The organism is Marinobacter lacisalsi (assembly GCF_042651045.1).
Taxonomy (GTDB): Bacteria; Pseudomonadota; Gammaproteobacteria; order Pseudomonadales; family Oleiphilaceae; genus Marinobacter; species Marinobacter lacisalsi.
The window spans coordinates 515,549-540,475 of sequence record NZ_JBHSDI010000001.1 but is presented as its reverse complement, the minus strand read 5'-3'; the positions used below and the strand labels follow the sequence as shown (position 1 = coordinate 540,475).

Annotated in this window: 30 protein-coding genes; 19 read left to right on the top strand and 11 right to left on the bottom strand. The window is 60.6% G+C overall.

Going from position 1 to position 24,927, the window contains the following annotated elements:
- Nucleotides 1–73: 73 nt before the first annotated feature.
- The 4 genes from ACFOZ5_RS02520 (at nucleotide 74) to ACFOZ5_RS02505 (ending at nucleotide 3,097) form a co-directional block, all read left to right on the top strand.
- On the top strand, nucleotides 74–814 hold the full coding sequence (locus ACFOZ5_RS02520) for a polar amino acid ABC transporter substrate-binding protein (protein WP_379885181.1): 741 nt from the start codon (nucleotides 74–76) through the stop codon (nucleotides 812–814).
- Between the two features lie 406 nt (nucleotides 815–1,220).
- The gene (locus ACFOZ5_RS02515) at nucleotides 1,221–1,610 is read left to right on the top strand and encodes a VOC family protein (protein ID WP_379885179.1); all 390 of its coding nucleotides are present in this window, start codon (nucleotides 1,221–1,223) and stop codon (nucleotides 1,608–1,610) included.
- Between the two features lie 123 nt (nucleotides 1,611–1,733).
- Nucleotides 1,734–2,063 carry a DUF6624 domain-containing protein gene (locus ACFOZ5_RS02510; RefSeq protein WP_379885177.1) on the top strand — a complete coding sequence of 110 codons (330 nt, stop codon included), beginning with the start codon at nucleotides 1,734–1,736 and terminating at the stop codon, nucleotides 2,061–2,063.
- Nucleotides 2,064–2,185: 122 nt separating this feature from the next.
- Nucleotides 2,186–3,097 carry a haloalkane dehalogenase gene (locus ACFOZ5_RS02505; RefSeq protein ID WP_379885175.1) on the top strand — a complete coding sequence of 304 codons (912 nt, stop codon included), beginning with the start codon at nucleotides 2,186–2,188 and terminating at the stop codon, nucleotides 3,095–3,097.
- Here ACFOZ5_RS02505 and ACFOZ5_RS02500 read toward each other — a convergent pair.
- Both ACFOZ5_RS02500 and ACFOZ5_RS02495 read right to left on the bottom strand, forming a co-directional pair.
- Nucleotides 3,082–3,312 carry a hypothetical protein gene (locus ACFOZ5_RS02500; RefSeq protein WP_379885173.1) on the bottom strand — a complete coding sequence of 77 codons (231 nt, stop codon included), beginning with the start codon at nucleotides 3,310–3,312 and terminating at the stop codon, nucleotides 3,082–3,084. The genes ACFOZ5_RS02505 and ACFOZ5_RS02500 overlap by 16 nt on opposite strands.
- Nucleotides 3,313–3,347: 35 nt before the next feature.
- Nucleotides 3,348–3,794: a DUF4124 domain-containing protein gene (locus ACFOZ5_RS02495; protein ID WP_379885171.1), complete on the bottom strand. Its 447-nt coding sequence runs from the start codon at nucleotides 3,792–3,794 to the stop codon at nucleotides 3,348–3,350.
- Between the two features lie 236 nt (nucleotides 3,795–4,030).
- On the opposite strand from ACFOZ5_RS02495, the gene ACFOZ5_RS02490 reads away from it, so the two are divergent.
- A complete protein-coding gene (locus tag ACFOZ5_RS02490) occupies nucleotides 4,031–5,284 on the top strand; it encodes an esterase/lipase family protein (RefSeq protein WP_379885169.1) in 1,254 nt (417 codons plus the stop codon).
- Between the two features lie 38 nt (nucleotides 5,285–5,322).
- Nucleotides 5,323–5,688 carry an MmcQ/YjbR family DNA-binding protein gene (locus ACFOZ5_RS02485; protein WP_379885167.1) on the top strand — a complete coding sequence of 122 codons (366 nt, stop codon included), beginning with the start codon at nucleotides 5,323–5,325 and terminating at the stop codon, nucleotides 5,686–5,688.
- 73 nt (nucleotides 5,689–5,761) lie between these two features.
- Here the strand turns inward: ACFOZ5_RS02485 and ACFOZ5_RS02480 are convergent, their stop codons facing one another.
- The 5 genes from ACFOZ5_RS02480 to ACFOZ5_RS02460 form a co-directional block, all read right to left on the bottom strand.
- Nucleotides 5,762–6,571 (bottom strand): transglutaminase-like domain-containing protein, encoded by an 810-nt coding sequence (locus ACFOZ5_RS02480; protein WP_379885165.1) that lies wholly within the window; start codon nucleotides 6,569–6,571, stop codon nucleotides 5,762–5,764.
- Between the two features lie 168 nt (nucleotides 6,572–6,739).
- Nucleotides 6,740–7,345, bottom strand: coding sequence for a sigma-70 family RNA polymerase sigma factor (locus ACFOZ5_RS02475; RefSeq protein ID WP_379885163.1), 606 nt, complete (start codon nucleotides 7,343–7,345; stop codon nucleotides 6,740–6,742).
- Entirely contained in the window at nucleotides 7,317–7,784 is a 468-nt protein-coding gene (locus ACFOZ5_RS02470) for an ArsI/CadI family heavy metal resistance metalloenzyme (RefSeq protein WP_379885161.1), read from the bottom strand. Before ACFOZ5_RS02470 ends, ACFOZ5_RS02475 begins: the two co-directional genes overlap by 29 nt.
- A 97-nt stretch (nucleotides 7,785–7,881) precedes the next feature.
- Entirely contained in the window at nucleotides 7,882–8,319 is a 438-nt protein-coding gene (locus ACFOZ5_RS02465; protein WP_379885159.1) for a nucleoside deaminase, read from the bottom strand.
- Nucleotides 8,320–8,368: 49 nt separating this feature from the next.
- The gene (locus tag ACFOZ5_RS02460) at nucleotides 8,369–10,042 is read right to left on the bottom strand and encodes a sensor domain-containing diguanylate cyclase (RefSeq protein ID WP_379885157.1); all 1,674 of its coding nucleotides are present in this window, start codon (nucleotides 10,040–10,042) and stop codon (nucleotides 8,369–8,371) included.
- A gap of 232 nt (nucleotides 10,043–10,274) precedes the next feature.
- Here ACFOZ5_RS02460 and ACFOZ5_RS02455 point away from each other — a divergent pair, with 232 nt between their 5' ends.
- Nucleotides 10,275–10,943 (top strand): DNA-3-methyladenine glycosylase I, encoded by a 669-nt coding sequence (locus tag ACFOZ5_RS02455; protein WP_379885156.1) that lies wholly within the window; start codon nucleotides 10,275–10,277, stop codon nucleotides 10,941–10,943.
- A gap of 36 nt (nucleotides 10,944–10,979) precedes the next feature.
- Here ACFOZ5_RS02455 and ACFOZ5_RS02450 read toward each other — a convergent pair whose 3' ends face one another.
- Nucleotides 10,980–11,315 carry a hypothetical protein gene (locus ACFOZ5_RS02450; protein ID WP_379885155.1) on the bottom strand — a complete coding sequence of 112 codons (336 nt, stop codon included), beginning with the start codon at nucleotides 11,313–11,315 and terminating at the stop codon, nucleotides 10,980–10,982.
- Nucleotides 11,316–11,496: 181 nt separating this feature from the next.
- On the opposite strand from ACFOZ5_RS02450, the gene ACFOZ5_RS02445 reads away from it, so the two are divergent.
- From ACFOZ5_RS02445 to ACFOZ5_RS02425, 5 genes are all read left to right on the top strand, one after another.
- Nucleotides 11,497–12,135 carry an HD domain-containing protein gene (locus ACFOZ5_RS02445; protein WP_379885154.1) on the top strand — a complete coding sequence of 213 codons (639 nt, stop codon included), beginning with the start codon at nucleotides 11,497–11,499 and terminating at the stop codon, nucleotides 12,133–12,135.
- Between the two features lie 141 nt (nucleotides 12,136–12,276).
- Nucleotides 12,277–13,173, top strand: coding sequence for a phosphate/phosphite/phosphonate ABC transporter substrate-binding protein (locus tag ACFOZ5_RS02440; protein ID WP_379885153.1), 897 nt, complete (start codon nucleotides 12,277–12,279; stop codon nucleotides 13,171–13,173).
- A 20-nt stretch (nucleotides 13,174–13,193) separates the two neighbouring features.
- The gene (locus tag ACFOZ5_RS02435; protein WP_379885152.1) at nucleotides 13,194–13,994 is read left to right on the top strand and encodes a phosphonate ABC transporter ATP-binding protein; all 801 of its coding nucleotides are present in this window, start codon (nucleotides 13,194–13,196) and stop codon (nucleotides 13,992–13,994) included.
- The gene (phnE, locus tag ACFOZ5_RS02430) at nucleotides 13,987–14,802 is read left to right on the top strand and encodes a phosphonate ABC transporter, permease protein PhnE (RefSeq protein WP_379885151.1); all 816 of its coding nucleotides are present in this window, start codon (nucleotides 13,987–13,989) and stop codon (nucleotides 14,800–14,802) included. Before ACFOZ5_RS02435 ends, phnE begins: the two co-directional genes overlap by 8 nt.
- 35 nt (nucleotides 14,803–14,837) lie before the next feature.
- Nucleotides 14,838–16,019 (top strand): alpha-D-ribose 1-methylphosphonate 5-triphosphate diphosphatase, encoded by a 1,182-nt coding sequence (locus ACFOZ5_RS02425; RefSeq protein ID WP_379885150.1) that lies wholly within the window; start codon nucleotides 14,838–14,840, stop codon nucleotides 16,017–16,019.
- Here the strand turns inward: ACFOZ5_RS02425 and ACFOZ5_RS02420 are convergent.
- Nucleotides 16,016–16,783, bottom strand: a complete 768-nt coding sequence (locus ACFOZ5_RS02420) for a helix-turn-helix domain-containing protein (protein WP_379885149.1) — start codon at nucleotides 16,781–16,783, stop codon at nucleotides 16,016–16,018. The genes ACFOZ5_RS02425 and ACFOZ5_RS02420 overlap by 4 nt on opposite strands.
- 160 nt (nucleotides 16,784–16,943) lie before the next feature.
- Here ACFOZ5_RS02420 and ACFOZ5_RS02415 point away from each other — a divergent pair, with 160 nt between their 5' ends.
- Both ACFOZ5_RS02415 and ACFOZ5_RS02410 read left to right on the top strand, forming a co-directional pair.
- Nucleotides 16,944–17,213 carry a YiaA/YiaB family inner membrane protein gene (locus ACFOZ5_RS02415; protein ID WP_379885147.1) on the top strand — a complete coding sequence of 90 codons (270 nt, stop codon included), beginning with the start codon at nucleotides 16,944–16,946 and terminating at the stop codon, nucleotides 17,211–17,213.
- Between the two features lie 4 nt (nucleotides 17,214–17,217).
- Entirely contained in the window at nucleotides 17,218–17,925 is a 708-nt protein-coding gene (locus ACFOZ5_RS02410; protein ID WP_379885145.1) for a PspA/IM30 family protein, read from the top strand.
- Nucleotides 17,926–17,975: 50 nt separating this feature from the next.
- On the opposite strand, the gene ACFOZ5_RS02405 is transcribed toward ACFOZ5_RS02410, so the two are convergent.
- Nucleotides 17,976–18,257 (bottom strand): YebG family protein, encoded by a 282-nt coding sequence (locus ACFOZ5_RS02405; protein ID WP_379885144.1) that lies wholly within the window; start codon nucleotides 18,255–18,257, stop codon nucleotides 17,976–17,978.
- A gap of 208 nt (nucleotides 18,258–18,465) precedes the next feature.
- Here ACFOZ5_RS02405 and ACFOZ5_RS02400 point away from each other — a divergent pair, with 208 nt between their 5' ends.
- The 4 genes from ACFOZ5_RS02400 (at nucleotide 18,466) to ACFOZ5_RS02385 (ending at nucleotide 22,579) form a co-directional block, all read left to right on the top strand.
- Nucleotides 18,466–19,515: an AraC family transcriptional regulator gene (locus tag ACFOZ5_RS02400; protein ID WP_379885143.1), complete on the top strand. Its 1,050-nt coding sequence runs from the start codon at nucleotides 18,466–18,468 to the stop codon at nucleotides 19,513–19,515.
- Nucleotides 19,516–19,551: 36 nt separating this feature from the next.
- Entirely contained in the window at nucleotides 19,552–20,865 is a 1,314-nt protein-coding gene (locus ACFOZ5_RS02395) for an amidohydrolase (protein ID WP_379885141.1), read from the top strand.
- A 343-nt stretch (nucleotides 20,866–21,208) separates the two neighbouring features.
- Nucleotides 21,209–21,910, top strand: a complete 702-nt coding sequence (locus ACFOZ5_RS02390; RefSeq protein ID WP_379885140.1) for a hypothetical protein — start codon at nucleotides 21,209–21,211, stop codon at nucleotides 21,908–21,910.
- A gap of 60 nt (nucleotides 21,911–21,970) precedes the next feature.
- Nucleotides 21,971–22,579 carry an MSMEG_1061 family FMN-dependent PPOX-type flavoprotein gene (locus ACFOZ5_RS02385; RefSeq protein WP_379885138.1) on the top strand — a complete coding sequence of 203 codons (609 nt, stop codon included), beginning with the start codon at nucleotides 21,971–21,973 and terminating at the stop codon, nucleotides 22,577–22,579.
- Between the two features lie 20 nt (nucleotides 22,580–22,599).
- On the opposite strand, the gene ACFOZ5_RS02380 is transcribed toward ACFOZ5_RS02385, so the two are convergent.
- The gene (locus ACFOZ5_RS02380; protein ID WP_379885136.1) at nucleotides 22,600–23,013 is read right to left on the bottom strand and encodes a GFA family protein; all 414 of its coding nucleotides are present in this window, start codon (nucleotides 23,011–23,013) and stop codon (nucleotides 22,600–22,602) included.
- A gap of 201 nt (nucleotides 23,014–23,214) precedes the next feature.
- Between ACFOZ5_RS02380 and ACFOZ5_RS02375 the strand changes: the two genes are divergently transcribed.
- Nucleotides 23,215–24,924 carry a methyl-accepting chemotaxis protein gene (locus ACFOZ5_RS02375; RefSeq protein WP_379885135.1) on the top strand — a complete coding sequence of 570 codons (1,710 nt, stop codon included), beginning with the start codon at nucleotides 23,215–23,217 and terminating at the stop codon, nucleotides 24,922–24,924.
- The last annotated feature ends 3 nt before the right edge of the window (nucleotides 24,925–24,927 follow it).

Sequence of the window (24,927 nt, the reverse complement as noted above, 5' to 3'; positions counted from 1 at the left end):
TCTTTGTTAACTGGCCAAAGCAACGTCGGCCAAGCGACGGCTTACCCCGATCGATCACTGGGAGGAGCACCCAATGAGAGTAGGCTTGCTGATCGTCGCAGCATTCTGGTTCCTTCCAGTGTCGTCCCAAACGCTTCAGATTATGGGGTCAGACGAGGGTTTTCTGCCATTTTATTATGGCGACAATCTTAACAAGGGCATTCTGGTCGAGGTGATCAATGAGTTCACCGTCGAGGCCGGTATCGTAGCCGGTTTCAGCCCGATGCCGCGCAAACGCCAGGCCTGGGCCCTGGAAGAAGGACGCGCCAACGCGGTTTTTGCCAACCCGCTATGGATGCCGCTACCAGACCGGATGCACGCTATCGGACCGGTGTTAACCTGGCGTGACCGCGTGTTCGCGCAACCTGGGCAACAAGCGGACTCCTTCGATGATCTTGAGGGCAGCATCTGTCTGCGTAAATGGTTTGTCTACAGTGATCGACTTGAGCGACGGATTGGTACCAACCTGGTCCGCCTTGATGCTTACAATGCCCAACAGATGCTGGGCATGTTTCTGCACAAACGGTGCGATTACACCGTGATGAACGAAATGGAGTTCCGGTTTCTGGCCAATCTGGCGGACGTCGATCCGGATGGTTACAGCACAGAACTGATCGACGCCGAATGGCCGGTCTATCTTGGTATCCTCAAAACCGAGACGGCTCTGATTAAAGCGGCGGAAGCTTTTTTCGCTACCCACACGGTTGACGTGGAGGCCATGCTACCCAAACTGCCGCCGCCAGACCGGCGCATCTCGATTCAGCCGGACCAGTAGGCCAGCCGGTCCCCAAGTTCACTCCCAAGTCACACCCCTCAACATACCTCGAATATCCCTCCAACGGAGGGTTGATTAACCGTCGCCATGATCGACTATATACACACGACATCGAAGCGTTAAATTCTTTGATTCACTGTACTTGAGCTACCTTCAACCAAGGAGGCCATCGCCAGGGCTGTACGTTTCGCGAAAGCGTGTCGCTGTAATCAGGAGCTTCGGGTATTCGGATTTGATCCGGTGTCTTGAGGTCGGAGTGTTGCTGTACATCCCCCCCAACTAACACCCAAAATGCCTAATAATGCCAGCCAGAGAGAAGGGGACGTCACCTGCAGCTTCGCTCTGGGGTTGCCTTCCTGCTGGCGGCGTTCGGAGTCAAGAACTGATCAAACCAGGCGGGAGAACTATGACTGAAGGTATCGCCGTTACGAGGCTGCTTCCAAACATCTGCACTGACAAGATGGAAGAGACCCGCGACTTCTACAAGGAGCTGCTGGGGCTGGTCGTTGGATTCGAGCACGAAGGCTGGTATATCCAGATGGCATCGCCCGAAAGGCCGGAATTACAGATCGGTATCATGCGCCTCGACCATGAGTTCACACCCCGGCGTTTCCAGCACCCCGCGCAGGGCGTCATCCTATCGGTACAGGTCGAAGATATTGAGACGACATACACTGCAGTAAAGGCCAGCGGTTTCGAGTTAGCACTCGACTTATGCGATGAGGAATTCGGGATGAGGCGATTTATGGTAGCGGACCCGAACGGGTTACTTGTCAATTTGTTTTCGTTTCCCTGAATGCGCGCCCAACACAGCGCTGCATCCGACCCCGGCCTTAAGGCAGTCCACCAGGCGCGGCTACGTGGCATCCCGGCACAACGCAAAGCCAAGGCATAGACTCGTTAAACGGGAAGGAGCCCTATGAATCAAAACCTGGCGGATGAACTGGTCACGATGATGGCAGAAGACCAGCGGTTGCTGCAGCAACTGTTCGGTTCGGGAGAGCTGCCGTGGGAGTCTTATCATCCACGGATGAAAGCCCTGCATGAACACAATGCATCCCGCCTGAAAGAGATCACTGGCCGTTGCGGCTGGCCCGGCATTTCGTTGGTTGGGGAGGATGCAGCCAAAGCGGCATGGCTGATCGCCCAGCATTCGGTATCAGAGCCCGGGTTCATGGCTGAGTGTATCAGGCTGATAGAAGAGGCCGTTGCGAGAGAGGATGTGGCCGGCTGGCGTATCGCTTGCTAACTGGTATATTGGAAGCATGCAACCAGGTATGAAGCTGGCGACCTTTCAAGTGGATCCATAATCCGGACTCTGCATAACGGTGGCGCCCCTCTATTTCAAACGACAACAACGAGTGCGATTCAATGAAAGCCCTGCGAACCCCCGACAGCTGTTTCCAGAACCTGGCCGGTTTCGATTACCAACCCCACTACCTGACCGTGGACGACTTCGAGGGCGGCGAGCTGCGCATGCATTACCTGGACGAAGGTCCGCAGGATGGGCCGGTTGTCCTGCTGATGCATGGCGAACCCTCCTGGTGTTATCTGTATCGCAAGATGATTCCGATCATCACCGCCGCCGGCTACCGGGCCGTTGCGCCGGACCTGATCGGTTTTGGCCGGTCCGACAAGCCGGCCGATCGTAAGGACTATACCTATGCTCGCCATATGGGCTGGATGCAGTCGTTTCTGGATCAGCTCGGGCTGCAGGCTATCAACCTTGTATGTCAGGACTGGGGCGGGCTTCTGGGCCTGCGTCTGGTGGCAGAGAACCCGGATCGCTTTGCGTCTGTGGTGGCCGCCAACACCTTCATGCCCACCGGTGACACGGACCCTGGCCCGGCTTTCGAGAAATGGCGCCGTTTCTCCCAGGAGACGCCGGAGTTTCACATCGCCGGCGTGATCAAGGGAGGCACCGTGACCCCACTGTCACAGGAGGTCATCGACGCCTACAACGCCCCATTCCCGGATGAAAGCTACAAGGAAGGCGCCCGCCAGTTCCCCATGCTGGTACCGGCCACCCCCGACGACCCCGCAACGGAAGCCAACCGCAAGGCCTGGAAGGTACTGGGCCAGTGGCAGAAGCCTTTCCTGACCGCCTTCAGTGATTCAGACCCCGTGACCCGGGGCGCGGACCGGTACTTCCAGAAAGTCATCCCCGGTGCCCAGGGACAGGACCATGTGACTATCGAGAATGGCGGTCACTTTTTACAGGAAGATCAGGGGGGGACTCTGGCAAATGTGGTGGTGCGGTTTCTGACTCACGTCAAATCATAGAACACGGACTCATTCATCAGGGTGGCCTGAGCCAGGTAGTGAAGATCTCCCTCGGGCACCCCTGAATCCGAAAACACCTGTTTCCAGTTATCGCGGACGATGGCCGTCATTTCAGCAATCAGGGCCTTCGCTTCATCGCCGCTCAGGCCAAATCGCTCGCACGCACTCACGGCGTTCTGAAGGTTGGACTGACGCCCCCAGTTCCCCATCATCATGGCCGGGTTATGGACGTAACGCTTTACTAGCCAAATCAGCTATTGCACTCTTCCCGGACCCTGGCCCGAAACTCCCGGCGAATTCGTTCGTTTTCCTCCTCATCGACGTATACGCGCTCGCCTTCATTGTTGATGCGGTAGATTCGAGACACACTGTCCAGGTATTTCAGGCGTCCCCGTAACGCCTCGCAACGGGCCTCGCGCTTTTCGGCCATGGCTTCTTCCCTGGCCTTTGCTTCGTTACGTTCGGCGCGTTCTTTCTCGCTCTGCTCAAGGAAGTCATTCATTCGCTGCTGACGCTCGCGGGCAGCGGCGTCCGATCCGGCGGGGGTGGGATCCAGGTTTACTTCATCAGAAGCTGCGTCTGCCGGTGGCCTGTCACCAAAGTGAGTCTGGCCGTTCTCGTCGACCCAGCGGTAGGTGCCAGCCAGGGTCATCGGGGTAACAAGAAGACAAACAAGAAGTACTGCGAGGCCTTTCATCGGTGATCTGTCCCTGAAATTTCCAATCCGTAGGTATCAATGCTATCGCGGTCTGTCGTTAACTGGCAAGCAACGGAACCTTTGGGAATGGCCATACCGGGGCCATCAACAGGAATTGAGGCCTGGTTGCATTCTCTGCCGCCAGGCAAAGGTTCGCTCAACAGTTGCCAGGGACGCCCCATGCCGTATATTGGAAATACATCCACCGCCTGGCTCCACACACAAGAGGCATTACCATGAACGCAAGCCGGGAAAGGGAAAAGCCGCCTGCCCACGACAGTGCACCGGGAAAACGCCCTGCCTTACAACCATCCGGGTCTGCGGACCTGATCGGCACCAGCCGGCTGATTCTTGATGGTTTTAACGGTGTTACCGATGTTGTGGAAAGCATGCACCGCAATATTGCCGGGTTGGCGCCGATTGTGGGTGAACCGCGCCCGGGTCCGACCCGGGGTATCAGCGGCCTGGTCTATCGCAATATCCGGCGGGTTTCTTCGTTTGTGGGACTGAGCCTTGATGTCTCGCTGCAGCACCTGTCGCCACTACTGCCTGACCAGAGCACCTCCCAGGGCCGGGAAATGGCACTATCAGTGCTCAACGGGGTACTGGGCGACTATCTGGTGGCGTCGGACAATCCGTTGGCCATACCCACCCAGCTCCGGTCCGACGGCGTGCCGTTGGCCCTGATGCGCGAGGCACTGGGAGACACCTTCCCGCAACCGACAAACCGCGTGGTGGTTCTGGTCCATGGCCTCTGCAGGAATGACCTGCACTGGCAACGGAATGAGCATGACTACGGCGAGGCACTGGCACGTGACCTCGGCTATACGCCCCTATATCTGCGCTACAACAGTGGGCGCCCGGTAACGGACAACGGCCGCGACTTTGCCGCTGTACTGGAAAAGCTGGTCAGCGAGTGGCCGGTTCCGCTCGATGAACTGGTCCTTGTCGGGCACAGCATGGGCGGGCTGGTATCTCGCAGTGCCTGTCGCTGGGGGCAGGAGGCCGGGCACCAATGGCCAGGCCGCCTGCGGAAAATGGTATTCCTGGGCACCCCCCATCACGGCTCGGCGCTGGAACGCCTGGGTAACCGTTTTGAGTCGTTCCTGGGCATCAGCCCCTACAGCGCCCCCATCGGCCGTATCGGCAAGATCCGCAGTGCCGGCATCAAGGATCTTCGCGAGGGTAATATTGGCGGTGAGGCGCAGCAGGCCACCGGGCAAAGAGTTCAGCCGGTGCCCTTACCCCGCGACATCCGATGCTATGCCATCGCAGCGTCCACCGGGTCGGCCCTGGCCAGGTTACCCGCCCTCGAGCAGGGCGATGGTCTGGTGCGGGTCACCAGCGCCCTCGGCCAGCACGAGGATGGCACTCGCGCCCTGGGCATCCCGTCGTCCCGTCAGGCGGTTTTCCACGGTCTGAACCACTTCGACCTGCTGGGCCATCAACAGGTCTACGACCGCCTGCTCCTGTGGCTGGATGAGCACTGACTGCGAGCTTCAGGTTCACGCTCAGGGAGAGAAGTGCCATGACCTACGACGAATTCAACGACTATTGCCGCTCATTGCCAGCAACCTCCCATGTCAGGCAATGGGGCGGCTCCCATGTCTGGAAGGTGGGCGATAAGGTGTTCGCCATTGGCGGCTGGGGCAAGTCCGGTCAACCGGCGTTCACCTTCAAGACCTGCAACCTGGATTTTGAAATCCTGAAAGACCAGCCTGGCTTTCGCCCTGCCCCGTATATGGCATCCCGGGGTATGAAATGGATCCAGCAGTACGAGGCATCTGACGGTGGCGATGACGACCTTCAGTACTACCTGCGGGAATCCCATCGCCTGGTGTCCCTGAAACTCACAAAAACCAGGCAGCGGGAGCTGGGGCTCAACCAGGGATAGGCGGGTTCTCTACGAAGCCTGTGCTCGAGCACTCGCTGGCACTCCGAAACCATCATTTCAGGAGCAAGCACGCTCACGACTCATGAATACGGGCCACCAGCTCACTGTCTTCAACGGTGCCGCCTGGTAACAGCCAGACAGGCTCTGAGAAATGACTGATGGCAACCTCTCCGTGGCTGGCCGCAAACCTGAGCCCCCGGCCAACCGTCATCGCAACACGACGCCCGCCGGCCGGGTTCCGACCCGGCTGGCGCTCCTCAACACCCCATTTCAGATGATGGGCCAGGTCCCAGCAGATGGTCTCCTCACCAGCCCTGAACATCAGCCAGCAGTGCATGTCATAGGTGACGGTCTTTTGAGGATGGAACCAGTAGCCCGCCACATACTGCACCGGGATGTCGAGCGCTCCCGCAGCGGCAAGGAGCCAGGTATTGATGTCAACGCAGGACCCCCGGGTGGTTCCGCACACCGTCGGAACGGTCTCTTCACCGTCATTGAAACGACCGTCACCATGGCCGTAGCTGAAATGGGTTTCGGCCCGGTCGATCAGTTGGCGAATCTGCTCGTGAACCGGCAAAGCGGTATCTATTGTTTCCCGGACTTCACCCACCAGGGCATCAGACGCTTGTGTGTACCGGTTACGCCGCGGTTGCCAGACCTGGTCTGACAGCACCGCAGACGATGGCTCGAAGCGGTAGCGGATGGTCACCGGCTCGTCATGCCGGTCCGGCCAGACTTCCAGCGCCGTTTGCCCGAGGAAATCGGCCCTCCGTTCCACACGGCTGGCGCCATTCTCAAGCTCCAGGGCACAGGGCCGTTCATGGCCATCGTCAAAGCCGGTGGGCGCCAGTAGCGTGGCGTCCGGGTTCGATGACGGCTGCACGGTTACCGTGATGGTTTTGATGGTGCTGTTCTCCTTGAGGGCGGCGCGGCATGCCCGGAAACCCGGGCGGCAGGTATTACCCTGCCTGGTGGGTCGCCTGCACGGGAATGGATTTCAAGGGACAATTCTGCAACCTGAGTGTTTAGCTTTTGTTGCAGATTAGGCTGGCTACGGCCTCCGGTAGTACTCCAGCACCTCGCCGGACCGGGCCGCTTCCACGTGGCAACAGTCCAGTACCTTTTCCCGCAGCATGGCACGGCCACGACTGACCCGGCTCTTGGCGGCGGAAGCCGACAGCCCGGTGTCGCGGGCCCATTCGGCAACGCTGCGGCCTTCGATAGCGGTGGCCAGCAGAGCCTCTTTGTACTTCACGGGCAACTGGTTGATAAACGGAATCAGGCACAGCGCCAGGGTCTGCTCCGCAGGCAGTGAGAAGGGCTCCCCGGTCTCGAGGTCGTCAGGGACTTCCTCGACCGGGCGCTGACGACGGTAGTGGTCGATCAGGGTGTTGCGGGCCACCCGGTACAACCAGGCGGAGAGGTTGTCGGGCTGCTCCCCCTGATCCAGGGCACGGGTGGCCTTGATGAACACCTCGTGCAACAGGTCCTCTGCCAGCGACCGGTCATGGACGTTGGCGCGCAGGAACCCCAGCAGTCCGCTGCGAAAGGCGCGGTACGCATCTTCTATGTCCGTGACGGGGCGGCTGACTGCAGCAGCTGACTCGTCACGGGTCATTACGAATTGACTACCCACAGCAGGCTTTACTCGTTCCATTCCCTGACGACCCTTCCTGTGCATGCAATGTTTCCGGTTTTGCCGTCTCCGGGAGGGCTGGTTCTGTGCCGAAGTGTCGTATATCCCCCATGGTCACAAAGTGCTCCCAGGGCAGGCCCTGCGGGTCCATGAGCCAGTGCTTGTTGCTGCTGGCGTAGCAGCACTGGGTGGCACCCTCGTCCAGGATGGCGGTATTCGCGCAACGGGCACGCTCCCGCAGCTGATCCAGTTCTTCGTTATCATCCATCTGGAAGCCGAAATGGTCCAGCCCCGAGGAAGCGCTGCGGGTGGAAATCGCAAAATTGATGCGCGGGTCATCCAGCATCCATTTGGCGTAATCGGCCTCCTGCCGGCTGGGCTCATGGCCGAACAGGGTGGAGTAGAACCGGATATTGGGTTCCAGGTCCTGGACCGAAAGATGAACGTGAAAGCGTTTCATCAGGAATCTCCGTCTCTGGTGGTGATTTGTTGTATTGCTATACCTGAGACGCAGGCACCCCGGAATGGTCGCAAACTTTTTCAGAGGCAAGGTGGTATCACACCCCGATATCCTCGTTCCATAACTCGGGCTTTTCCCGGATAAACCCTTCCATCATGTCGATACATGAAGGGTCGTTGAGCACCTCCAGCTCCACACCACGGCTCCGCAGCAGGTCTTCCTCGCCCTGGAAGGTCTTGTTCTCGCCGATGACGACACGGGGTATGCCATACAACAGGATGGCGCCGGAACACATGGCGCAGGGCGACAGGGTGGTATACAGGGTCGAGCGGGCATAGACATCGGCGGAATGGCGGCCGGCGTTTTCCAGGGCGTCCATCTCACCATGGCGGATGGCGCTGCCCTGCTGCACCCGCTGGTTACGCCCGGAGCCCAACACCTTGCCATCGCATACCAGTACAGAGCCAATGGGAATGCCCCCTTCAGCCAGCCCTTTTTCGGCCTCGGCCATTGCCAGTTCCATAAACCGATCCATGCTGCCTCCGTAGCGGGTGGGGATTTAAAAGAAGATAGCACAGGTGAGGTCAGGAGCCCGAGGTCTCCACCCGGTTTCGGCCAAGCTCCTTGGCACGGTAGAGTGCCCGGTCCGCCCGCCGGGTGAACTGCTTCCGCGACTCCCGGGGGCGACGTTCCACTACGCCAATACTGATTGTGACCGGCCCCAGGGGCGATTCCACTTCGCTGGCAACGGCCTGCCTCAGTCGCTCGGCCAGTTCCATGGCTTCCTCGAGATCCGTTTCCGGTGCCAGCACGGCAAACTCCTCGCCACCCCACCGACAGACCGTGTCACTCTCCCGGGCCAGCTGCATCAGCAGACGTGCGACCTTCTGCAATATCTGGTCACCGACGTCGTGACCACACTGGTCGTTGACCGGCTTGAAAAGGTCAATGTCCAGGAACAATAGTGACAGCGGACGCGCGTATCGCCTGGCGGTGGCAAACGCCGTCGCCATGCGCCGGTCAAATCCGCGCCGGTTGTATGCCTTGGTCAGGTGGTCACGCTCTGCGCTCTTGCGCTCACTGATATCCCGAACAAGGGCGTAGAACCCCAGCACATGGCCCTCACCATCCTGCAGCGGGATATACTCCGCCTCCACCGGTCGGGTGCCACCGCGGGCATAGGGCACGGTCGTTTCGAACCGGACCTGGTCTCCGGCCATCGCAGCCGCCATGTACCCGTGAATACGATCGAATGCCTCCCGGCCCAGCACGTCAGCGACCTTCTTACCCAGCATCTGGCCTGGCTCAATGCCAAACCACCGGGTGTAGGCGGCGTTGATCTCCCGATAACGGTAATCATCGTCGACAAAGGAAATGAGCATTGGCAGGGAATCCACCAGCAGTGTGCGGCGTTCCTGTTCACGCTTGAATCGACGAGCATCATTGAGTGAGGCGGCCAGTACCTGGCTGGCCATCTCCAGCAGTTCCAGTTGCTCACGCCGGAAGGCATGGGGCAGGCCTGAATAGACTTTCAGGGCACCAAAGCAAAGCCCCTCGTGCAGCAAGGGCACAAGCAGGCCGGAACGGAACCCGATCTCTTCAGCTCTGGCCCGGGCGACCCGTGAGTCCTGGTGCGTATCCGGACAAAAAATAGGTACCTGCTCCCGGTAGCAGACACCAGAAAGGCTGGCATCCAGAGGAAGTCTCAGCCCAGCGACCGCCCGCGCCGTGCCCGCAACAGCGGTGTAGACGATCTCATCCCCCATGGCTTCTTCGATGGCAGCCCCCTCCGCACCCGTCGCTTCCAGGGCGACATCCACCACCTTCTGCCTGAGCATCTGCAGATCCAGACCGGCGGTGCTGACCAGCTGCTGCATCTGGGTAAGAACCTGAAGCTGCAAATGTTGTCGCTCCAGGTTCCTTAACTCGGTCACATCCCGTTGCACGGCCATCAGATACCTGCCAGCAGGGCAGGCAGTAACGGACCACTCCAGCTGCAACGGCGTGCCATCCCGGTGGTAATTGGTAATCTCGATGGGGGGAGAGCCCGCAACGGAAGCGGGTTGCCGGAAAATATCCAGCCAGTTCGCCGCCGTGTCCCTGCCCTGAAGCAGCGCAGGCGTTTTGCCGATGACTTCCGACTGGGTATAGCCGGTCAGGCGGTAAAATGCAGCATTGGCAAAAGTAATGGTGGTGCTCGGACAGGGCTCCGTGATCAGAACCGCATCTCTGATGATGTCGAGGGTAGCTTCGAGCACCCTCGTATCCGGTACCTCGGGACTCACAGTTTCATCACCATCGCAGCCAGCTCGGGTCAGATCAGACCTTAACACCTGATTAGTATATACACACAATTCACGGTAGCACACCTGCTGATCGCAACCGCCTGCCTGGGAGGGTTTCACCAACAACTCCGGCTGGATCGCCGCCCTCTTTACTGTCCCCCGTCTTTCCGGCTAGTGTCCACAGATCCGATTAAAGGGGGAAACCATGAGCTTCGCTGCCATTCACGAACGCGCTGCTATTCGCAAGGGTGGGCCTGCTGGCCTGGAGTCCCTGCTGCCACGGGTGGCCACACCAGACGAGCTGACCAGCCTGGGTGACGACCGCTACCTGGCGGAACTCACCCGGTGTGTGTTCCGCGCCGGCTTCGTATGGCGCGTCATCGACAACAAGTGGCCGGGGTTCGAGGCGGCCTTTGACGGTTTTGTGCCCCTGTACTGGCAGCAGGTGCCGCCGGAAGTGCTGGAAGAGCTGGCGGGGGATGAGCGTATCGTCCGCAACCTGCAGAAGATCCGCACGGTGCCGGAGAACGCCCGGATGATCGTCGAGGCGGCCCGGGAGTATGGCAGCTTTGGCATCATGCTGGCGCAGTGGCCATCGGACGACCAGGCCGGCCTGCTGCTTTGGCTGAAGCGCCATGGTGCCCGCCTGGGTGGCAATACTGCCCAGTACTTCCTGCGGATGGTGGGCTGGGACGGCTTTATCCTGTCACAGGATGTGATTGCCGTGTTGCGCCTGGAAGGACTGCTGGATGCCACGCCCGGAAGCAAGAAGGCCCTGCTTCAGGCACAGGCCGCCTTTAACGACTGGCACCGGGAAACGGGGTTGCCCTTCAGCCACCTGTCGAAGATCGTGTCCTGCAGCATTGAACGCTGAAACCAGGCCGGCGGCCGGTAAATGTGGCCTGCCCTTTTAACGGAGGGCGTATCCAGGCGCCGCACTCTCGGTATAGGCAAACAGCCGGCCCTGGTGGATGGCATCGGCCAGGTCGTTCACCACAAGATGCAGGTTGGGCGGACGGGTCCAGGGTTTCTCGTAGACCAGTTGCCAGGCATCATACAACGCGTAGTTGAATGGATCCTGACGACTATTGCGGGCAATGCGACGCAGTGTTTCAACGGCGTAGGCACGGTCGTGCGGGAAAGCCTCAGCGCCAATACCGGTCGCTGCGCCATGGCGGGGCCAGCGGGTAAGCTCGTAAACCTGATTAAAGATATCGTGGACCAGAACCGGATCCTTCCTGATCATCCCTGTCTCCTGATTGTGCCTGGTTCGGTGTGGGTAGGCGTGGCCGCTTCCTGGGCCATCTGGCGCTATTCGATCATGGCACTGGTGCTATTTCAAGTACCTGGCGGTGCAAACCGGACGCAGTTCGCGCTAGGATTGCAGACGGGACACCAGGCGCCACCAACCCATGGAGGAATACACCTTGGCAGGACCCGCTCAGTCATGGCAGCCCGAACAACGCTGGCACGCCCTGTTCCCGGACCAGCCCACCCCTACGGTGCAGGCCAGCTACCAGCGTTTGCGGGAGAAATACGGCGAGTCCCATCGCGCCTATCATACCTTCGAACATATCGAAGCCTGCCTGAACCACCTGGACCGGCACCGAGACCAGCTTGAGGATGCCCGGGCCGTGGAGCTGGCGCTGTGGTATCACGATGTGATCTACAACCCCCGCGCCAGCGACAATGAGGCCCAGAGTGCCGTGTATGCCGCAGAAGACCTGGCCCACCTGGGCGAGCCGCCGGCCACCATCGACCGGGTAAAACGCCTGATCGAGGTCACCGAACACCCGTCCGTGCCCCGTGACAATGACGAGTCCCTGTTGCTGGATATCGACCTGGCGATCCTCGGCGCCCCGCCGGAGGTCTACCAGCGCTACGAACAGCAGGTACGCCAGGAATATCGCTGGGTGCCCGGCTTCCTGTTCCGGCGGGGGCGGCGAAAACTGCTGGCTTCCTTCCTTGAGGCACCGGTCCTCTACCACTCCGACTCGTTCCGGGCTGAACGGGAGCAACAGGCCAGGACCAACCTGGACCGGGCCATTGATCAGCTAACCGTCTGACCAACCTCAGTTATGCCCTGCCTGGATACAGATCCTGTCTTTAAAACGTCACGCCCTGTACACGTAATGATCACCTGACTGTCAAACAGCATAGCCACACTGGGTCCATCATCGCTGTCTAGACAACCTGAGGACCCAGACATGACTATATGGAAAAACCTGTTACGCAACACCACCTTCGCCCTGATCACCCTGCTGTCACTGGCCACCACGGCCCAGGCCGAGACCGTCCGCCTGGCCGTCACCGACCTGGTGGGCCTGGAGGAACTCCAGCGTGAGTTCGGCACCTTTCGGGATACCCTGGAGAAGGCCACCGGTTACGAGATCGAATTCCTGCCCGTCACCAACCGCACCGCCGCGGTAGAGGCCCTGCGGTTCGAGAAGGTGGACTTCGTGCTCACCGGGCCGGCCGAATACGTGGTCATGCAAAAACGGGCTGACGCCAGGGTGGTGGTTGGCTTCTCCCGCCCCGATTACTTTGCGGTGGTGATAACCCTGGCCGACAGCCCCTACACCTCGGTAGCGGATCTGAACGGCCAGAAGGTGGGCCTGGGCAGTGTCGGCTCCACCTCCAAGCACCTGGGCCCGATCCAGACCCTGGCGGATGCCGGCGCCAATCCGCTGGAAGACATGGATATCATCCACACCAAGGTGCCGGTGATGTGGGAAGGCCTCAAGCGAGGCGACCTGGCCGCCATCGGCATGAATCACATCAACTTCCTCAACCTGCGTGACCAGGAACTGAAAGCCGGCGGAATGCAGCCCGGTGCGTTCCGGGTCATCGCCCGCGGGCCCGACCTGCCCAACGATGTACTGATGGCCGGCGCCCATGTGGACCAGGCGGTGATCGACCAGATGCGTGACGCCATCACCACCAACTCCGATGAACTGGTGGACGCCATCCTGAAAGGCGAGGACAACCAGAAGTACTCCGGCATGCGCTTCATCGCGAATATCGAGGACAGCCACTACGACTATGTCCGCGCCATGTATGCCACCGCCGGCTTCCCGGAATATTCCGACTTCATCGGCGACTAATGCATCGGCAGGAGCTGTCCATGACTACCCTGGCCCATCCAATACACCCAACAGGGGGCACGCTGGCACAGGCGCCCCTGTCATCCCTGCAGGTCAACGGGCTCACCAAGCGGTTCAGCGGCAGTACCACGCCGGTCTTCCGCGACGTGGGCTTCGAGGTTCTGCCGGGGCAATCCGTCGCCCTCATCGGTGCCAACGGGGCCGGCAAAAGCACCCTGCTACGTTGCTGTGTGCGCCTGATTGAACCGGACGAAGGGGAAATCGTGCTGGCCGGCGAACGGCTGTCCGGCATGCGGGGCCGGGCGCTGCGCCGTTCCCGCCAGCGTGTGGGCTTCGTGTTCCAGAAGCACTGCCTGGTACCCCGCCTGTCAGTACTGAGCAACGTCATGCATGGCAACCTGGCCCACGCCTGTGGCCCACGCAACTGGTTGCAGGGCCTGTCGCGGAATGGAGACCGGCAACGGGCCATGGACTGCCTGGAGCAGGTCGGGCTGGCGGACCTGGCGGACAAACGCTGCGACCAGCTGTCCGGCGGCCAGTCGCAACGGGTAGCCATTGCCCGCGCGCTGATGCAGAACCCGACCATGCTGTTCGCCGACGAGCCCACCGCCAGCCTCGACCCGCAATCTGGTGAGGCGGTGATGGAGCTGTTCGGTCGCCTGTGCCGGAACCATCGGCTGACGCTGTTCTTTGTTTCCCATCAGATCGAGCATGCCCTGCACTACGCCGACCGCGTGCTGGGCCTGCGCGACAGAACCCTGGCCCTGGACAGCACCAGTGGTGACCAGACACTGGCTACCCTGAGGGACTTCTATGTCTGAGCCAGTCAGCAACCATTCAGCGCTGCCCCGGCGGCTGGAACCGCCGTCCTGGATCAACACCTGCCTGTTCGCGCTATTCCTGGGCTTCTTTCTTTGGTCCATGCAGGGGGCCGGGATGTCGCTGCCCGAGCTGATCAGCGGGCTGCCCAATATGGCTCAGGTGGCGGGCGAGATGGTGCCCCCCGCGACGGATCGGCTGGTGCCGGTGGCCGGGTCCATACTGGTGACCTTCCAGATGGCCCTGGTGGGTACCGTGATCGGCGTGCTGCTGAGCATCCCCATGGCCCTGCTGGCCGCCCGTAACACCTCGCCCCATCCCATTGTCCGGCATGTCGTGCGCTCCATCGTGAGCTTCATGCGCACCGTGCCGGACCTGGCCTGGGCGCTGTTCTTCGTGGTCTCCGTGGGGCTGGGCACCTTCGCCGGCACCCTGACCATCATCGTCGACACCATCGGTTTCTGCGCCCGCTTCTTTGCCGAAGCCATGGAAGAAGTCGACCCCGGCCCCTCGGAAGCCCTCGCCTCAATCGGCGCCAACCCCATCGACCGCATGGCGGTGGTGCTACTGCCCGGCGCCATGCCCAGCATGATCAATACCAGCCTGTTCTCACTGGAAAAAGCCGTGCGCTCCTCGGTAATCCTGGGGCTGGTGGGGGCCGGAGGCATCGGCGCCGAGCTCGCCGTGTCCATGGAAATGTTCCGCTATGACCAGGCCGCCACCATCATTCTGCTGATCTTTATCCTGGTGTTTTCCGTCGAGCAGGTTTCCACACGGTTGCGCTCCCGGCTGATGGACCGCCCCCAGTGATTTTTTCGAACGTTGCACAGACACAGGAATAACCCATGACCGTCGCCACTGAACCAACAATCCAGACCATACCCGACCTGCTGATCGACAACGTCAATGTACTGGCCGGAGACGACTGGCTGGAGAACACCCGGGTACAACTGTCCGAAGGCCGCATCCTTGCCATCGGCGCCGATGTGGACACACACTGCGAGCAACGCATTGACGGCCACGGCGGCTACCTGCTGCCCGGAATGATCGACCTGCACGGCGATGCCTTCGAACGCCACATCACGCCCCGCACCGGTACGCTGTTCCCCCTCGACCTTGCACTGGCCGCCAACGATGCCAGCCTGGTCACCAACGGCATTACCACCTTTTTCTACAGCATTACCGACGGTTTCGAGCCGGGTCCGAGAAGCCGGCAGACGGTTCGGGGATTGCTGGAAACACTGGAATCCCTTGCCCCGCGTTTCCGCTGCCAGGCTCGGGTTCACATCCGCCATGAGCAGGTGAACACCGACGACCATGACGAGCTGGTAAGCTGGCTGGAAAGCGGCCGCGTGCACCTGCTGTCACTCAATGACCACCTGCCCCTGATGGACAACGAGCGTAGCATCGAGCGCTACCTGGATGGCCTGCGCCGACGGGTGTCGATGACGGAGGAGGAAACCAGTCACTTTCTGAACAGCCTGCAGGAACGGCGGCAACCCGGCGCCGAACAGGTAGTCGAGCTAGCCCGGATCGCCCACCAGGCGGGCGTGAGCCTGGCCTCCCATGATGACAAGGGTCCAGAGGACGTTGTCCTGAACCGTGAGCTGGGGACCGCCATCGCGGAGTTTCCCATGGATGCGGAGACCGCCAGGGCCAGCCGAGAGGCAGGAATTTCCGTATTGATGGGCGCACCCAACCTGGTCCGGGGCGGCTCCCATGTGGGTGCCATCAGCGTACGGGAGGCCATCGAACAAGGTCTCGTGGATATCCTGTGCAGTGACTACCACTACCCCAGCCTGTTTCGCGCCCCATTCCTGGCCGCAGAGCAGGGCCTGATGTCGTTGCCGCAGGCCTGGAAAATGGTCAGCGAGAACCCCGCAAAGGCCGCGGGTATGGGCAACCACAAGGGCACCATCGCCCCCGGCTACGATGCGGATCTGCTGCTGGTGAGTGAGCTGGACGGACTTCCCGTGTCCATCCAGACGACCATCGTGGGCGGGGTGCCTGTTTCGCGACGGGGTTAGCGACGGGCCTGGCCGGGATAGGGCTTCCGTGATTCCGGCCGGCGGTACTTGGCGAACACCGCCATTTCCCAGGGCCGTATGGCCACCATCAGGCTGACACCAAAGCGCTTGCCCAGGGGCAGGGCCTGGTCTTCCTGGTGGCAGTGGAGGAACTCCTGGGCCAGCCGGCGCATTTTCTGGTGGATGGTTTCACTGGAATGGGTGGACACCATACCGTTGAGGAACAGCCTGAGTTCCCCGGGCCCGGTGAAGTTGCAGTTAAAGAAGTCCGGCTGCACCTCCGTCTCGATAAAGCGCTGGATCGGGCCGTTCCTCAGCCAGGTGAAATCATGCCCCACCAGGGGTTTGACGCGGTTGCCCGGCAGCAGCTCCACCAGCCCCATACGGTCCAGCCGCGCCAGGTAACCGATGACCTCGGTTTCGGAGAAATAGTAGTTGGCGTGGATCTCCGCCAGCTGCCAGCGATTCAGCCCACAGATAGCCACCAGCAGCAGGCGCGGGTCGGACACCAGTTCCTGTTCCTGCTCCAGGGTGAGCTGCTGGATCCTGGTTTCCGGCTTGAGTTCCCGCACCAGGTCACTGATCTCCAGCCCCATCAGGGCACAGACCTGGTCCAGACGCCGCAGCGAAAACTGTCGCTCGGAAAACAGCCGCTTCACGCTGGCTTCGGACAACTCCAGGGCCGTTGCCACCTGGGCGTAAGTCAGCCCCTGTTCCCTCAATCGTCGTTTCAGCACGTCCACAATGGCCGCCGTTTGTGCCATCTGATAATCCCCCAGGGTTGCTAATCGCCAGAACGTATCACTATTTAATACTTTCAGGCCAGTGGGACGCGACTTTTTCGATTGTTCTCGCCCACCCTGCAACACCCCGGCACAGTGCTCTCACCGAAAGGCATTAACAACAAGACATGAGGTAAGGACGATGGAAAACGAACTGAAGAGCAATTCCGCTTCCTGGGTATTTTTCGTCAAGGTTTCATTCGCGATTGCGGTGCTGGCGGCTGGCGCAGGCGTGGTACTTGCGCCCGTGGACATCGTGCTCAAGGGCTACATGGCCATCAGCGCCCTGTTCCTGATCAGCACCACCATCACGCTGTCCAAGACCATGCGGGATGAACACGAGGGCCAGCGCATCGTAAACCGCATCTCCGAAGCCCGTACCAATCAGCTGCTGAAAGAATATGCGGAGTGATGCCATGAGCGTTTGGACCAAACTCAACACCCTGTTACGGGCCTCGGCCCAGGAACCGGCCGAGGCCCTGGTGGACGCCAATGCCATCCGCATCTTCGAGCAGGAACTGCGTGACGCGGAGCAGGCCTTCGGCCGCTCAAAACGCCAACTGGCCTGCCTGATGGCAGAGAAGAAGTTCCTGGAACGGGACAATGCGTCCCTGAGGGAGTCCATAGAAAATCGTGAAGCCCAGGCCGCTCAGGCTCTGGAGGACGGGCACGAGGGGCTGGCCATGGAACTGGCCACCGCCATTGCCGAGGACGAAAACCTGCTGACCCGGCAACAACAGCACCTGGAGCGTATCCAGCAACAGGAAGCCCGGTTGCGAAGCCAGCTAAGGGAAACCGCCCGCAACCTGCGCCACTACCAGTCGGAACTGCGCCTGGCCCGGACCAACCAGTCGGCAGGGCGTGTTAACGTGCAACTGAACGGATACCGGCAGGGTATCACCGGTCACTTCGAGGAAATGGATCAGTCCCTTGCCCGAATCCAGTCACGCCAGGCACGTGCACATGATATGGATGAAGCCCTGAACGAGCTTGACCAGGACCTGGGCAACCGGTCGCTGGACGAGCGCCTTCGCGCCGCCGGTATCGATACCGGTGACCAGAGGGCGGAAAAGGTTCTTTACAGAATCCGGGCCCGGCAGCAGGGTGCGGCCGATGGAAAGTGATGGCTAAGGGGGCGGTGGACTGATCCACTGCCCCCTCACCGCTTTATCCCTCAGTCGCTGGCCTCAGCTTCCTCGTTAAGCAATTGAGGTTTCTTCAGGGCCTTCTGGAACAGGTCCCGGTTCTCGGCAATGGCCAAGGCGCAACGGTCTGCCGTTTCCTCATCCAGCCCCTCCACCATGCGGGTCAGGAAGTCGCGGATCTCCTCGGACAGCTCCAGCACCTTGTCACGGGCATCCGCCTCGGACTTGTTGGTGAACAGCAGGGTTTCCGGGTGCTTCAACGCCATGTCCAGCCCATCCTTATCGGAGAAGTAGACTGCTTGTACCGCCATGGTAGTGCCTCGCAGTATTGATTGGTGAATGCTGTATGAATTTACAGTAATCACCACCACCTCTCAACCCCTGTCGCCGAAAGGTCAGCCCGCCGCCGTTTATCCACTCCTGTATTTGGCACCAATTGCACTTGCCGGTGACAAGGCCGTGACTGTAATTTCAATGGCAAGGGTCTCAGGTCAAGGGTTCACCTGAGGCAGTCGTCCGATGCCCGATCCAAACGATAGATATAGCGCCATGCGGGAAGCCAACTCTGTTGCCTCTGTTTCCAGTGAACACTACCTGACCAGCCTCAAGGGTCTGGGCCATATCGTTGAGCCCGACGTCCTGAAGCGGGCACAGGGCCAGGTGCCGCCGCTGCCCATGTGTGCAAGCTCCGTGCGTGTTCCCCTGGAATGCCTGCAGGAACTACAGGGCGGGTTGATGGATCGCTACGCTGATCCGTTGCTGATGATACGGGCCTACAGCCACCTTAATTATGAGCCGGGGTTCATGGCGCGCACTTTTCTGGCCGGCGCCCTGAGCCTGGGCGACGCCATTTCGCTGCTCTGTCGCTACATGACCGTGAGCTCCGACCTGTGCCGCATCAGGCTACGGGAAGCCTCCGGCATTGCCAGCCTGCAGATCGAGCCCAACCCGGGCTACGTCGACGCATGGGAGCTGGTCGATGCCACCGTGTACAGCCTGACCAGAATCCTTCTGGGGCTGGGTGTGCCGCAGATCGACGTCATCCGCCTGAACCATGTTCCGACCATGACGATACAACAGCAGTATCGTGCCCTGTTACCGGCGCGGGTGGCGTTCGGGAACCATCAAACGGCCATTGATTTTCCGGTCGGAGCCCTTTCCCGACCTCTTCACTGGCACCCGATTTCCCCGGAAAAACTGGCGAAGCGGGAACGGCGACTCAACCGTTTGCAGCCACAGCCCAGATGGCAGGAATCCGTCGATGTACTGCTGCCGCTGCTGTCCCGCCTGGGTGAGGCCAATATCGACCGCTGCGCCCACCTGCTGGCCGTCAGCCGTCGCTCACTGCAACGCCACATCCGTGCCGAGGGTTACACCTTCCGTGACCTGGTAGACCGGAACCACCGACAGCTATCCGCCAATTACCTTGCGCGGGGCTATTCCAACGACCAGACCGCCTCGTTACTGGGTTACCGGCAGCCGGCCCAGTTCTACCGTGCGTTCCGCGGCTGGTACGGCTGTTCACCCTCGGAGTATCGACAGCGATCCCCCATCCATCCGTGCCATTAACCGGCACAAGCCAACAACCACAAAAAGGAGAACACCATGCGTCATGCATTGCTGGGCGTAACCCTCGCCTGTACCTCAATCACCGCCCCCCAGGTGATGGCAAACAATACCCTGACGGAGCAGGTCATTGAGGGTGCCGCCAGCGTTCACGAGAAGGCCATCGAGTGGCGGCACGATATTCACCAGCACCCGGAACTCGGCAACCAGGAGCACCGCACGGCTGAACTGATCGCCGCCCACCTGCGTGACCTGGGCATGGAGGTCCAGACCGATGTGGGAACCACCGGCGTAGTAGGCATACTCAAGGGTGGCCAGCCCGGCCCGGTTGTGGGCCTGCGTGCGGATATGGATGCGCTACCGGTGAAAGAAGCGACCGGCCTGCCCTATGCCTCCAACGTGATCCAGGAGTATCAGGGCAAGGAAACACCGGTCATGCACGCCTGCGGGCACGATGCCCACGTGGCCATCCTGATGGCAGTGGCGGAGAACCTGGCCAGCGTGCAGGACCAGCTTCCCGGCACCGTAAAGTTCATCTTCCAGCCGGCGGAGGAAGGCCCCAGTGACTATGTCTATCAGGGCGAACGTCATTTCGGTGGCCGCCTGCTGGTGGAAGAAGGCGTCCTGAAGAACCCGGACGTGGACGCCATCTTCGGGCTTCACGTGACCTCAAAGGCACCCACCGGCATCATCAGTTACCGCAGCGGGCCCACCATGGCCAGCAGCTCCGACCTGTACATCACCGTTAACGGCGAGCAGACCCACGGCGCCCAGCCGTGGGACGGGGTCGACCCCATCGTGGCCAGTGCCCAGATCATCAACGGCCTGCAGACCGTGGTCAGCCGCAGGACCAACATCATGCCGGCGCCCGCCGTGGTCACCATCGGCACCATCGAGGGCGGCTCGCGCCACAACATCATTCCCGGCTCCGTGGAAATGACCGGCACCATCCGTACCTTCGATGACGATGTTCAGAAGCACGTCAACGAGCAGGTGACCACGACCGCTGAACACATTGCCCACGCTTCCGGTGCTGAGGCGGAGGTCAATATCGTCAATAACTACGCCACCACGGTAAACGACCCAGCCCTTACCGAGCAGATGCTGCCAACCCTGAAGCGGGTGGCTCCCAACCGCGTCTTCGAAGCCCCGCTGGTCACCGGCTCCGAGGACTTCTCCTATTATGCGAAGGAAGTTCCGGGGCTGTTCTTCTTCCTGGGCGTGACACCCATGGAAAAGATGAAAGGCGCCGCCCCCAACCATTCACCAGAATTCCTGGTGGATGACAGGGCGCTGGCAACCGGTATCCAGGCGCTGTCCGCCCTGGCGACCGACTACCTGAGCAGCCAGTAAGCAAGACCACCCCGGGGTCCTGACCGATAGGGAACCCGGGGAATCTCCCACCCCCGGCTTCCGTTCTGACGGCCGTTTTCGGGAACCACGCCGACAAAACGAATCCCCCACTCTTGGCCTCGCCATGACAGGGTGATAATGTTTACGCCACTTGCAGGAAGCAACCCCAGGAGTCTGTGCAACAGTCATCATGCAGGCTCCCAGGACTGGCCAGAACGGATTCCGGCCCGGAACAACCGCCGACCTCCTTATCGACCCGCCACTGCTTTCCGCAAGCCCGATACAATGAAGTAGGGTTTCGTCCCCACGACGAACCCAGGGACCGAAACAAAAGGACAACCTGATGACCAAACTGTTGCTATCCATCGCCCTCGTAATGCTGGCAGGCAGCCACGCCCTGGCGGCTGAACGTAAACCCCTGGAAGACGTTCCCACCGATGACCTGACACAGGATATCCAGTTCACCCCCAAGGGCGCGGGCGATGACCATGCCTCACTGGTGTGGTGGATCCCCACGGAATTCTGGGAGTCCGTCATGTCCCGGGACACGGTCTCCAGCGCTGCGGACAAGCAGGCCGCCATTGATGCCCTGAGCGGCGTATCCATCCTGGGTATCGTGCAGGCAGACATCACCCAGTTGGGTGCCTTCAGGTTCTATCCGAAACAGGAAATCGGGGACACCATGCGGGTTACCTACACGCCGGAAGGCGGTGACCCGATCACCCTCACCCCCATGACCGAGCTGGATTCCGACCTGCAAATCATGCTGGGCACCTTCCGTCCGATCCTGGCCAACGCCATCGGCAACATGGGCAGCAACCTGCATTTCTACGTCTATGACGATGAGCAGGCGGGTTCCGACCGGCTACTGGACCCATACAAGCCCGGCGAACTGAAAGTCGAGCTCACCAAACGCAACGGCGACTCGATCCACGGCTCGGTGGAAATGCCCCTGAACTCCCTGTTCGTGCCCCGCAAATGCCCGAACGGCAAGGATGCGCATATTTCCTGGGAGTATTGTCCCTGGTCGGGGGAGAAGCTCTAGTCCATCGCAAACGGGGCCGCACTACCGGATAAGCGGCCCCCACCTTGAGAGGCCCTGGTCATGGATATCACCAACATCGAACACATCCGCAACATCCTGGGCGAACCTAGCCCCAGGACGACCGGGAAGATCTACGACCACCTGAATGCTCGGATGGTGAATTTTATCCGCCATTCGCCCCTGGTCATGGTAACCACCGTTGATAGCGAAGGCTTCCCCTCGATATCTCCCAAAGGGGATGATCCCGGCTTTGTGCATGTGGAAGACGCCGGCCACCTGCTGATTCCCGAGCGCAAGGGCAACAAGCTGGCCTTTTCCTTTCAGAACATTCTGGAGGGATCAAAGGTGGGTCTGCTGTTCATGGTCCCCGGAACCACCGAAGTGCTACGGGTGCATGGCACCCCGACCCTCGTACATGACGACAAGCTGAACCAGAAGCTGATGTCCAAAAGCCAGCAGGCGTTGCTGGTAACCCGTTTAGCGGTCGCCAACGCCTACTTCCATTGCGGCAAAGCGCTGATCCGCAGCGGCATCTGGAATCCGGAAACACCCAGACCGCAGGTAAAGGTCTCGTTTGGGCAGGAAATTGCGGAGAACCGGAGCTTGTCGTCGTCCGAGGCGGACGCCATTGATGAAGGCGTGGAGGAGCGGTATCGGACGGATATCTGATACCGATCCCGGACCGCCACCTATTTGGTCGGCTGACGCCCGGCCTCCATCTGCGGCAGATCATCGTTAATGGGCCACCAGTTGGCCTTGGAGCCCACATAGGCGTGGTCCAGCAGCGTCAATGGTGGCTCGCCATCCAGCGTCCCGGCACGGATGCGGACGACACCGGGCAGGCTGTGCAAACGGCTGATCACAGGCGACCCGCAACGGCCGCAAAATACCCGCTCCTTGCCCGGGGAAGATTCGTAGCTGGTCAGCAAGTCCTCTCCCTTCGTCATCGAGAACTGCTCAGTGGACACAGGGATGTTGGTCACCAGTGCGGAGCCCTGGGCTTTGCGGCATTGCTGACAATGGCAGATCTGCACCGGCGCCAGTTCGCCCCGGATTTCGTACTGAATGCCACCGCAGAGGCAGCTGCCTGTATACACGCTCATTGTGATTAATCTCCATGCGTTCAATAACTGAAAGCAAACGGGCAGGATATGACGTTCCATGAACGCCGTTCAAAAACAATCCTATCAGGTTACACATGGAAACGGATAAAGACACCGGGCAAGGCTAGACTCACTATTTCACTTCAAGAATAAAAATGTCGCCTTGTAGGCGGCCGGTATCCCCTAACAAGGTAATGCGCCATGTCGACCGAGCCGACCATCACTTCCTCAGCACCCGTTGCTTCGAAAGATACCAGCGGAGCGGGCCTGAACCTCGGTTGGGACCACCTGACCTGGGCTGGCCTGCAGGTACTTACCGCAATTGTATTGTTCACCCAGGCAGAGGGCTGGCTGCGCTGGCTCGCCGTGGCCCTGGGGGTGGCCGGGATTGCCATGCTTCTGGTCCAGCGCCGCCGGGGTGCCGGCGGCGGACGCCAGGCCCTGATCAATGCGCTGAAGGGCATCAACGAGAACCAGGGCGACCTGTCCCGCGAGGTACCCGTCGATCGGTACACCGATGAAACCGCCGAGCAGTTCAACCAGTTTGTCGAACGCCTGCGCCACACCCTGGAGGACCTTCGTACCCAGACCATCAAGGTGACCCTGGCCGCCGCGCACAGCCGCAAACTGACGGAAGAGACGGCGAAGGATGCCACCCGGCAGGAATCCTATTCCGAGACCATCTTCAGTTCCAGTGAGGAGTCCTCCACCGCCATTGACGATCTGGCACGGCGCACCAACACCATCGCCGAAACCAACTCCCGCAACCTGGAGACCGGGCGCGAGTCAGCCACCGAACTGGATGAAGCCGCCCGGCTGATTACCCAGGTGAGCGAGATGATGGCCGAATTCCAGGATACCGTAGGCGAACTGCAGGGCACGTCCAAGAGCATCCAGACCATTCTGCGCACGGTGCAGGAATTCTCCGAACAGACCAATATGCTCGCCCTCAATGCCGCCATCGAAGCCGCCCGTGCGGGTGAACAGGGCCGGGGCTTCGCGGTGGTGGCCGACGAAGTCCGTACCCTGGCCGTCAAGGTCGGCGGCGCCGCGAACCAGATCAACGACCTGGTCGCCAAGATGGGCAAGGTGGTCGAGCGCACCTCCAGCGAAACCGGGGCCATGATGGAGCAGGCCGATCGCGTAAGGCATTCAGTCGGGTCCTCCTCCGCGCAATTCCAGACCATGATTGGCGACTTCGAAAGCTCCCACAGCGACCTGCTGCAGATCAGCTCGGCGGTGGAACAGCTTTCGGTGGTTAACCGGGAAGTACACGGCCGCAGCACCGAAATCCGCGAGCTGGGCCAGCGCATCCGCGAAAGCATGCAGCATTCCGATGACCGTACCACCGAGCTGGTGGACGCGGCGGATGAAACCCTCCACAGTCTATGTCAGTTCCGCATCGGCCGCGGCAGGCTGGAGGAGACCCTGGAGAAAGTGGAAGCCCGACGCGACCTGATCCAGGCGGAGATCGCAAAACTGATCGCCAATGGCGTCAACATGTTCGACCGTAACCACCAGCCCATTCCCAACACCAACCCGCAGAAATTCGACGTCAGCTATGCACGGGCGTTCCAGAAAGCCTGTCAGCACCTGATCGACGAATGGGCCCGGGAGAAAGACGGGGCACTGTATTGCCTGCCCCTGGACAACAAGGGCTACGTGGCCATCCACCGCAGCGAACTGTCCCACGCGCCCACCGGCGACCCGGACGTGGACCTGCAGAAGAGCCGGCACATGCGGTTTTTCCAGAGCCGGGAGATAACCCACATGGGGCGCTTCAAGCTACAAAGCTACATCCGCGATACCGGGGAAGTGATGTTCAACCTGTCGGTACCCATCGAGCCGGACGGGCGCTTCTGGGGCGGGCTGTTTATCGGTTTGCCGGCTTCCGTGCTTGGTATTGAGTGAAGG